The following is an 8,295-nucleotide window of genomic DNA, read 5'->3' on the forward strand; positions in this document are numbered from 1 at the left end:
GATCAGCTCATTGCGTGTTGTCATGCTCACCTGCCTCATCATCGCCCCCGCAGCTCGCCAGAGCTCGGGAGCAAATCAGATGAGGCAACGATCCAAAATCAGGGAGCAATTCAGGCGATGCAATGCGGTCCTCCGCGCCAACCCCAATGCAAGGGGAAAGTGGAACGGCGGGTGCGCGATCAGCGTCTGGCCATCAATCCCTATGGCCGCCCCTATGCGAGCCTGGCCGAGCTGCAGCAGTGGACCGATGCGCGCATCGAGATCCTGTCCCACGAGCGGCGTTGCCCCGCCACCGGTTCGACGGTCGCCCAAGCCTGGGCTGAAGAGCGGGCGCGGCTGACCCACGTGCCTGAGACATTGCCGGAGCCGTTCGATCTGGTGGCCACCCGGCAAGTCGGTCTCGACGGGCTGGTATCGTTCGAGGGGCGCCAATACAGTGTTCCCTTCCAGCTCATTGGGCAACGCGTCGAGGTGCGCGGGACCGCCGGACAGGTGCAGATCCTGAAGGACTGCGATGTGGTGGCGAGGCATCCGCGCGCCACCCCGGCCCGGCTCGTGATCGATCAGGCGCATTATGATGGGCCCAGTACCGAACACGTGCTGGCGCCGCCACCTCTCGGGCGCCTGGGCGCCCGCATTCAGGACTTGTCCCAGGCTCCCGTAGCGCACCGTTCGATCGACTTGTATGCGGCTCTGGCGGAGGTGGCGCGATGACCCCGGGCAGACTGCGACTGGATATCGACACGACGCGCGATCGGCTGCTGGCGTTGGGCTGCCCTTATGCAGCCGAGCACCTCGATCATCTTCTGACCGAGGCAGTGGGCGAGGCGATGGCGCCGCACGTCTTCCTGGACCGGCTGCTGGAAGTGGAGCACTCGGGGCGCGAAGAGCGACGGGTGAAAACCTCGTTGAAAATGTCGGGGCTGCCGATCGGCCAGACGTTCGAGAACTTTGACTTCGCTTTCCAGCCGGCGATCGAGCGCTCCCGGATCGACACCCTGGCCACGGGCGCGTGGATCCGCAATGCCGAAACCGTCCTGATGCAGGGCCCTCCGGGAGTGGGCAAGACGCATCTTTCCGTGGCGCTCGGGACCCGGGCGGTCGAGATGGGGTTCTCGGTCCTGTACTACCGCTTTGACGAGCTGATGACGGCGCTGAAGGTCGATGCCGGCCTGCCGCCTGCGCAGTTGAAACGGCGCCGCTACATGAACATGGCTCTGTTGATTGTGGACGAGCTCGGCTTCGAGCCCATGACCCGCGAGGAAGCGAGCTTGTTCTTCCGGCTGGTGACCTACCGCTATGGCCGCGGCGCGATCCTGATTACGACGAACAAGAGCATCCGGGAGTGGACTGAACTGCTCGCCGGCGACGAGGTGCTGGCCACCGCCATTCTCGATCGCCTGCTGCACCGGGCCCATGTTCTCAATATCAAGGGGCGCAGCTATCGCCTCCGGGATCTGGAGGAAGCTCTCCAGCGGGCTCACGCTTGAGCCGTCGTAGAACTGGATGTCGCCTTATCTCGTAAATCTGGGTGTCGCTTGACAAGAACTTGAGCGGCGCAGTTCCAGCGAAGCAGGCGGCCTCAACGATCGTGAATATCACGTGGGCCAGCTTGATCGCGCCCGGCACACAATCTCGAACCGGATCAGCATCCCAGCCATGGGACATGGTGAGCGCTTCCGATGGTAACCGCAACAATGAGCCGCGCTCCCCGCGAGTCTGGACGCAAGACACTGACGACGCCACCCAGGCCACGGCATTCCATTTCCCCGGATCCTAGCGCCGTTCTTGAAGAAATCTTGCGTGTGATCAGGCGCACATGGCTTTCCGAGGAATGGCGCCTTGAGGACGTGCGCCTGATTGCCGAGGATGCCATCGCTACACGATCCGGATGCAAGCAGCTTTGGATGAGGACAAGGGATCTCAGTGCCGCCAAGCCCCTCGAGCAATGCCGGTGATGATCTTAATCTAATTGCATGTGCTCGCGGATGACCTGGACTAGGAAGCCGCTGAGCGTGCTGGCGAGGCACCTCATTCCCTCTGAAGGCAGGTTCACTCCCATGGCCTGTCCTAACTTTCAGCGCCCGTTGCTGACCCCGCCTCACCGGCGGGGTTTTCTTGGTCCGCAGGGCAGCGGCAGGCCGCCAACATTTGCAAAAGACGAGAGCACTTTGGGGAAATGCCGATAAGCCAGCAGGCCCAGGTTGCGGCATCCTCCTCATCCTAAGTCAACCAGAAAGGCAGTTTGACGATGACTGAAGTTGTGAACAGCGTGAACTTTGACAACGTGCGTGAGAAGATTGCGGAACTCCGTGCCGAGCTTCCCGAGGCCGAGAAGGCCATCGAGGTGATCAAGGAAGTGCGCGAAGAGGTCCGCGAAGCGGTCAAGGATTGGGTTGAGACGCTCCCGGAAGGCGTGCAGGAGAAGCTTGCTGAGGTCCGCGAGGAGTTCTCGGGAATCCGTGAAGAGGTCCGCGACTTCGCCAAGGATATCCGCGAGGAGTTTAGCGACCTTGTTGGCGAGTGCCCTGCACCCTCCACTGAGGCTACGCCGGTCGTCTCGAACGACGCAGCGTTTACCTTCGCGGCCGCTGAGCCCGGCGAGGTGACCATTCTGCCGTATCCGTACCCGATCGAGGGCGCCGACGATGTCATGACCATCCTGCCCTACCCACTTCCGGGTGAGGACGAGATGACCATTCTGCCCTATCCGTACCCGGTCGAGGGCACGGACGGTCCGACGCAGCCGGTCTTTGAGATCCAGCCGATGGCCACAAACAGCGACTTGGTGCTCTAAACCGCCCTCCAGAAGGCGGCCGACGAGGGTGGGCTGGCAGGGGCATGAGAGATGCCAGCCCACCGATCGAGCTTTTGGCAATCGGTGACTGCCGGCCCGCTTTGAGGTCGTGCGATGATGGGTGATGATCCCTTCCTGAAAGCCACAAAGACACAAGCCAATGATGCCCTCGCCCGTCTTCTGGAATGGGGCGGCCTGATCGCGGGTATCAGCTTGTGCGCCTGGGCTCTCTCAATCCCGGTATGATCTGCGTCCAAGCAGGTGTGCTGCCGGTTGGTCCAAGGTTGCGTAGCGGATCAGAAGCCTGTTGGCCGCTTCAATGCCGACGTTCGATTGAGATTGCTTCTTTCATGAGAACGAGCTTGTTGAGCTCGGGTGGTTCCATGCTCAACCGGTCCGCCCACTCCTCCAACGCCGAGGCGTAGAGCTGGCCAAGGAGGAGAGAGGAGCCATGGTCACGAGACTTGAGCCTGAGCAGTTCATCGAGCGCCTGCTTCAGGAGGTTCAAATTCAGCATCGTAGGACCCTTATCGAAGCATCGGAAGGTTTGTATTCCCCGGTCACCGCTGACGACTTCATCACGCGACAGGATGTGGAACGGATCTCCCAAGGTGGGGATGGCTAGTTGCGAACAGTCTTAATCAGAGCCGGGGCCATTAGAGCGCGTTGACATTCATTTGGTCCAGATGAACGCGCTGACGAGGCAAAGGATTGACATAAACGCCCGTGGGGTCTGTTCGTAGCGCGTGGCGATGCGTCTGAAGTGCTTGATTTTCAGGAAGAAGCGCTCGACGAGGTTGCGCTCGCAGTAGAGGGCGTAGTCGCAGGGGACTTGCGGCGATGTTGTTCTGGGCGGGATGACCGGCACGGCATCCTGGCCTTCGATGGCCTCCCGCAAGGGCTTGGCATCGTAGCCCTTGTCCCCCAAGACATGGTCGGCGGGAAGATCAGCGATCAAGGCTTCGGCCTGAGTGATATCGCTCACCTGTCCCGGCGTCAGGATGAAGCGGAGCGGATTGCCCAAAGCATCAACGACGGCATGGATCTTGGTCGTCAGCCCGCCGCGTGAGCGTCCGATCGCACGAGCCTCACACCCCCCTTTTTGCCCGCCGCATGCTGGTGCGCCCGGACAATGGTTGAGTCGATCATGACGTATTCGAAGTCGGGCTCATCCGCCATGGTGGCAAAAAGCCGATCCCAGACGCCGCTCTTGGACCAGCGCGAGAAGCGAACAAAGGCGCTGTTCCAGTTGCCGAAGAGTTCCGGCAGATCTCGCCACGGCGACCCCGTTCGAGCCAGCCAGAGCACCGCTTCCACGAACAGCCGGCTATCGGCCGCCGTTCTGCCGGGATCCATGCGCTTGCCCGGCAAATGCGGCTCCATCCGATCCCACTGGTGATCTTTCAACATCAGACGAACTCCGCTCACCCAAGCCTCCGCGCCCAAAAGGAGCTTGAATCAGATTTGCGAGCCCGCGGGAATCCTGAATGTCAACGCGCTCTAGCATTGCCGCAAATCATTTGTCTGGCGGTGGCGCTCCTCCGGTCAGCTAAGAACCACATCTGATATTGAACAATGAATCCATTACACCGACACGTCGTCATCGACGTCGAAACTGCCCAATCATACGATCACGTCATTGAAATCGCCGCTGTTGAGGTCATCGGCGGGACGATCTCCCCGCGCTCGTTCATCCGGAGGGTCAAGCCACGCTCAGCCATGAGCCCGTTCTGCTATGCGGTGCATCGCATTTCGCTGGCTGATCTAGAACATGAGCCTCACTTTGAGGAAGTTGTTCACGATCTCATGGAGTTTGTGGGTGATGATACGATTGTCGCTCACAACTATGCCTACGAATACAACACTCTCAAACGAGAGTTCGAGCGTGCATCACAACCGAGTTATCCGCGAGAGCGCTTCTTCTGCACCATGGCTCTGGCAAAGCGTTCGGGTTTGCCCGGCAAACTTCGCCATGCTTGTTCACAAGCAGGCATCAGCGTTGCTCACCTGCGTGACGCGCATGATGCGTTGAACGATGCCCTATTGGCAGCCCATTTGTTTCTGAAACTCACCCCGGCGGTGCGGCTCTGACAAAAGGGCTGCTGCACAGAATGTGAAACCCTCACGCAATCTTCGTCTGACAATGTTCCTGCAGGGTTGAGGGGGAAGGTTATGTGCAAGCGACAGATCGACAGGCGGCAGACGCCGCCCGCGCCATCCAATGACAATGGCCCGAGGGTTGTGCCCGGTCCGACGGGCCAGAAGCCTGCCTTCCTGAAGCCCGGTATCCTATCGGTCGTCCTGGAGCGAACCGACCGTGTCAGGCTGGATTTCGTGGCAGATGGCGTGGTGACGATCCAGGGACAGGGTGCAAGGGCGGAAAAAGAGAAGCGCCCGTCGTTTCAGCGGGCGCTTTAAGGATTCCGGCCGTAGGGGCAACTAGACCGGCTTCGGTCAGAAAATCAGGTTCGCTCGACGCTGTCTGTCGGCAAAAAGACAATTCGCATAAAAAGTTATGCCCGGTATATCTCGGGAACGCGGCCCATAAAATTGCCACGGTTGAACGGCCAAGGTCGGCTTGTGTCGTTTCAGCCTCCTTGAACCGCATACGCCCTGGCTGAGGATCCACCCGATCTCCTTGGCCAGGGCTCCAGCCGCCCTCAGCCGGAGGTCTGACAAGACCCCTCGGTGAGGGCGCTTTGCTGTCCTCCCGGCGATAAGGCTCCGTTAACCATCCTCGCGGACGATAGACGGCCTGATCAAGATGGGGGAATTGGCATGAATGTGGTGGTTTTTGCGTCCCGCAAGGGAGGTTCTGGCAAGAGCACCCTTGCCGCGCATCTGGGGAGCTATATGGCCGAGCACTCTCGACCGACGCTCCTGATTGACGCGGACCCGCAGGGGTCTCTGGCCCTCTGGCACCGGGTTCGGGGCTCACGGGATCTGCCGCTCCACCTTGGCACCAAGCATCTCGCGGCCACGCTGGCGAAGGCGCGGCGCGCTGGAGCTGAATGGGTTCTGATCGACACGCCGCCGAACGCGGAAGCCCCTGTGGCCGAGGCGATCTGGCACGCGGATCTTGTCGTGATCCCCATGCGCCCGGGCCTGTTCGATGTCGATGCCGTTCAGGCCACGATCAAAATGTGCCGTGACCTCAAGAAGCCTTATGCGGTGGTGATCAACGCTGCCCCGGCCAAAAATGGCTCGGAGGATCCGAGTGTTGCGGATGCACGCGGGGCCATGCAGGCGCTCGACGTTCCGACATGGTCGGGTCAGATCACGCATCGCCCTGAATTGTCGCTCTCTCTGGCCCATGGAGCCGGTGTGAGCGAGTTCAGCGCCGGATCGGCTGGATCGGAGGAGATCGGCAGCCTCTGGCGGGCGCTCACAAGGAGCTTCGAGGCGATGAAGGCCATGGCGGGCACTGAAGCCCGATCCGCTTAACCTGGCATGGCGGGCGTTTAAACGTTATGGCTTTACACGCCCGCCGCGTCCTGCTACCGTAATTTACATGAGTCGGAATCCCGGCTCGGGCAGGTTAGGTGGAATCACCTGATCTGCGTTAGCATTCGACGCTACGTTCGCCCGCCGCATCGGCGGGCTTTTTCATATCCAAAATCTGAAAATTGAAACCTTGCCAAAGGCCGCCCCTGCTCGGGCGGCCTTTTTGCGTTGTGGAGTATCCATGAAGAAAGCCAAACTCTACGCTGCCGCCCGCGCTCTTTTCCGCTTCACTGGCGCCGTCATCCAACGGGTGGCATCGGGGCTGATTATCGATTGGATTAAGGGGCATCTCGGCGACTTCTGACGACACACGACGTATTCAGATGGGCGATCCATCAGTCGGATCATAGGTCCGTGTAGCCCTTCTGCCGCTGGGTGTCAGCCCAGCCCTCTAGCGCCTGTGCAGCTGCCGCCTCATCAGGGTAGATGTCGACCTTTTCCTGCCCTTGGCGCCAACGAAGCCCCAATTCCGGACCAGCCGGATCGTGCCGAACAAGTCGCGCTCAATCATCAGGCTGAAGAACCGTGCCCTGCCCTGCTCCGGGTCACGCCGATAGAGCACCAGGTGGTGCCGTATGGGTGACCGGGCGTCGGGCATCGGCGGGGCACCTCTTATTCAGGTTTGCCCTTCTGGAGCGCTCTCTCCATCTCGCGCATCATCGCCTTCTCGATCTCGTCGAGATCGACCTTGATGGCCGGATCGCCGGTCTGTGCCTTGGCCTTGGTCACCGGGACCTGCCTGGCTTTTGGGCGGTTAATGGCCATCCGGGTCTGGGTGGGGAAGCGGCCCTCCAGGGTATCGATGAGGCTGTTGAGCGCCGCATCGGACAAGGTGATCTCCGGAACCTCATCGAGCCCTCTCAGGGCGATGGAGTGGTGGGTGTAGCGAGGATCTCCGGTCACCTCAGGACCAAACCATTCCAGAGGCTGGAAAGCCTGCGCCTCGACCTCGGTGTCAAATTCCACCGTGACGAGATGCAGGGGACGGGGACGAACAATCTGGTCGATCAGGGCGTGGCGGTCGCTGATCGGCAGGGCTGTTCGCGAATAGTCGACCTCACCGGCGCAGACATCGAGCAGCGCGTGGACGTGGCCCACCGGAACCTCGGTCTCCTCCTCGACGTCGCCATCGGGTCCTGCCGACCTGAGGATGAGGAGCCCTCGGCTTTCCTCAAGGCGGACCCAGGAGGTTCGGTCCCGTTGCTCCGGGAAGAAGCCTTCAACCTGGCGCAAGCCACCCCTCTCCCGCTGGATGAGACGGGCGAACGAGGGGGTGAGGAGAAAGCGGCGACGAATGGTCATGAAATCCAAGCAATGAAAGGAATTGAGGATGGGTTCTAAGGTACACGGCGCAGGAGAGGCAGGGCAACCCAGAACCCGGCAATATGGTTTCCGCTCAGCCGGCAGCCCGGGACTTCTCCTTCTCCCGGATCTGACGCTCGCTCAGGTACTGCCGATCGTAGAGAAACAGAGGGTCAGCGTCTTCACCTCGCATATCCGACCATGCAGCAATGCTGGACAGCGGAATGAAATGGTAATGCGAGGAACTCCTGTTCCGAGGCTCGAAGAGCCCAATCTGGTTGTCCGGGCTCTCCGCCATTGCACCTGTGAGCGAGTGGCCCGAGGTCAGATAAAGGGTCACGGCGCGGTCGAGCGGCAGTTCCTTAAGGCCGGCGAGAGGATCGCTCTCCTCGGATCTCAACACGGGGGCCGGGACCTGAGCTTCGGTCTTCAGCTTGTCCTGAAGCTTCTCGACAAGGTCGAGACCAGTGCCGCCGATATGGGTGATGTCCGTCAGGGATAAGACATTAGCCTCTTCGGTGTCGGAGAGGGAGAGTTGCTCGCAGTTCGCAAACATGGCGAAGTAGTCGGCCCTGAACAATGCCGTTTGATCAGGCGGCAATTGCATTCCAGGGCTCGTGGGCCGTATCCGATGGCGGATGAATCCATCAGAGCTGCCATGATCCAGGCAACAAAAAGCCTGAGCCAGTTCA

General features: G+C 60.6%; 12 protein-coding genes. 8 read left to right on the top strand and 4 right to left on the bottom strand.

Annotated elements, in window-relative coordinates:
* The first annotated feature begins 171 nt into the window (after window positions 1-171).
* From FS320_RS33310 to FS320_RS45435, 4 genes are all read left to right on the top strand, one after another.
* Entirely contained in the window at window positions 172-714 is a 543-nt protein-coding gene (locus tag FS320_RS33310; protein ID WP_152716696.1) for a Mu transposase domain-containing protein, read from the top strand.
* Window positions 711-1,490, top strand: coding sequence for an IS21-like element helper ATPase IstB (gene istB / locus FS320_RS33315; RefSeq protein ID WP_152716697.1), 780 nt, complete (start codon window positions 711-713; stop codon window positions 1,488-1,490). Before FS320_RS33310 ends, istB begins: the two co-directional genes overlap by 4 nt.
* Before the next feature lie 761 nt (window positions 1,491-2,251).
* Window positions 2,252-2,797, top strand: a complete 546-nt coding sequence (locus tag FS320_RS33320) for a coiled-coil domain-containing protein (protein ID WP_152716698.1) — start codon at window positions 2,252-2,254, stop codon at window positions 2,795-2,797.
* A 451-nt stretch (window positions 2,798-3,248) separates the two neighbouring features.
* The gene (locus FS320_RS45435) at window positions 3,249-3,422 is read left to right on the top strand and encodes a hypothetical protein (protein ID WP_153885360.1); all 174 of its coding nucleotides are present in this window, start codon (window positions 3,249-3,251) and stop codon (window positions 3,420-3,422) included.
* A gap of 48 nt (window positions 3,423-3,470) precedes the next feature.
* Here the strand turns inward: FS320_RS45435 and FS320_RS33325 are convergent.
* Window positions 3,471-4,207 (bottom strand): IS5 family transposase gene (locus FS320_RS33325; protein WP_244627552.1). Its coding sequence is split into 2 segments (ribosomal slippage): window positions 3,471-3,901 and window positions 3,901-4,207, totalling 738 coding nucleotides; the frame shifts between segments, so codons are not numbered across the junction.
* A gap of 165 nt (window positions 4,208-4,372) precedes the next feature.
* Between FS320_RS33325 and FS320_RS33330 the strand changes: the two genes are divergently transcribed.
* The 4 genes from FS320_RS33330 (at window position 4,373) to FS320_RS49935 (ending at window position 6,605) form a co-directional block, all read left to right on the top strand.
* Complete coding sequence (locus FS320_RS33330) at window positions 4,373-4,888, top strand: 3'-5' exonuclease (RefSeq protein WP_152716699.1); 516 nt, start codon at window positions 4,373-4,375, stop codon at window positions 4,886-4,888.
* Between the two features lie 81 nt (window positions 4,889-4,969).
* Window positions 4,970-5,215 (top strand): hypothetical protein, encoded by a 246-nt coding sequence (locus FS320_RS33335; RefSeq protein ID WP_152716700.1) that lies wholly within the window; start codon window positions 4,970-4,972, stop codon window positions 5,213-5,215.
* 360 nt (window positions 5,216-5,575) lie between these two features.
* Window positions 5,576-6,241 carry a ParA family protein gene (locus FS320_RS33340; RefSeq protein ID WP_152716701.1) on the top strand — a complete coding sequence of 222 codons (666 nt, stop codon included), beginning with the start codon at window positions 5,576-5,578 and terminating at the stop codon, window positions 6,239-6,241.
* 241 nt (window positions 6,242-6,482) lie between these two features.
* Entirely contained in the window at window positions 6,483-6,605 is a 123-nt protein-coding gene (locus FS320_RS49935; protein ID WP_274597256.1) for a hypothetical protein, read from the top strand.
* Between the two features lie 87 nt (window positions 6,606-6,692).
* Here FS320_RS49935 and FS320_RS50400 read toward each other — a convergent pair whose 3' ends face one another.
* From FS320_RS50400 to FS320_RS33355, 3 genes are all read right to left on the bottom strand, one after another.
* Window positions 6,693-6,899 (bottom strand): WGR domain-containing protein, encoded by a 207-nt coding sequence (locus FS320_RS50400; protein ID WP_338105599.1) that lies wholly within the window; start codon window positions 6,897-6,899, stop codon window positions 6,693-6,695.
* 14 nt (window positions 6,900-6,913) lie between these two features.
* Complete coding sequence (locus FS320_RS33350; RefSeq protein ID WP_152716702.1) at window positions 6,914-7,603, bottom strand: CYTH domain-containing protein; 690 nt, start codon at window positions 7,601-7,603, stop codon at window positions 6,914-6,916.
* Window positions 7,604-7,697: 94 nt separating this feature from the next.
* Window positions 7,698-8,210, bottom strand: coding sequence for a hypothetical protein (locus FS320_RS33355; protein ID WP_152716703.1), 513 nt, complete (start codon window positions 8,208-8,210; stop codon window positions 7,698-7,700).
* Window positions 8,211-8,295: the final 85 nt, after the last annotated feature.

Source organism: Microvirga tunisiensis (assembly GCF_009296175.1).
GTDB classification, from domain to species: Bacteria; Pseudomonadota; Alphaproteobacteria; order Rhizobiales; family Beijerinckiaceae; genus Microvirga; species Microvirga tunisiensis.

Coding starts and splice junctions, on each gene's coding strand:
- FS320_RS49935 (WP_274597256.1), top strand. CDS start 6,483: ATGAAGAAAGCCAAACTCTACGCTGCCGCCCGCGCTCTTTTCCGCTTC.
- FS320_RS45435 (WP_153885360.1), top strand. CDS start 3,249: ATGGTCACGAGACTTGAGCCTGAGCAGTTCATCGAGCGCCTGCTTCAG.
- FS320_RS33330 (WP_152716699.1), top strand. CDS start 4,373: ATGAATCCATTACACCGACACGTCGTCATCGACGTCGAAACTGCCCAA.
- FS320_RS33350 (WP_152716702.1), bottom strand. CDS start 7,603: ATGACCATTCGTCGCCGCTTTCTCCTCACCCCCTCGTTCGCCCGTCTC.
- FS320_RS33340 (WP_152716701.1), top strand. CDS start 5,576: ATGAATGTGGTGGTTTTTGCGTCCCGCAAGGGAGGTTCTGGCAAGAGC.
- istB (WP_152716697.1), top strand. CDS start 711: ATGACCCCGGGCAGACTGCGACTGGATATCGACACGACGCGCGATCGG.
- FS320_RS33355 (WP_152716703.1), bottom strand. CDS start 8,210: ATGCAATTGCCGCCTGATCAAACGGCATTGTTCAGGGCCGACTACTTC.
- FS320_RS33320 (WP_152716698.1), top strand. CDS start 2,252: ATGACTGAAGTTGTGAACAGCGTGAACTTTGACAACGTGCGTGAGAAG.
- FS320_RS50400 (WP_338105599.1), bottom strand. CDS start 6,899: ATGCCCGACGCCCGGTCACCCATACGGCACCACCTGGTGCTCTATCGG.
- FS320_RS33335 (WP_152716700.1), top strand. CDS start 4,970: ATGTGCAAGCGACAGATCGACAGGCGGCAGACGCCGCCCGCGCCATCC.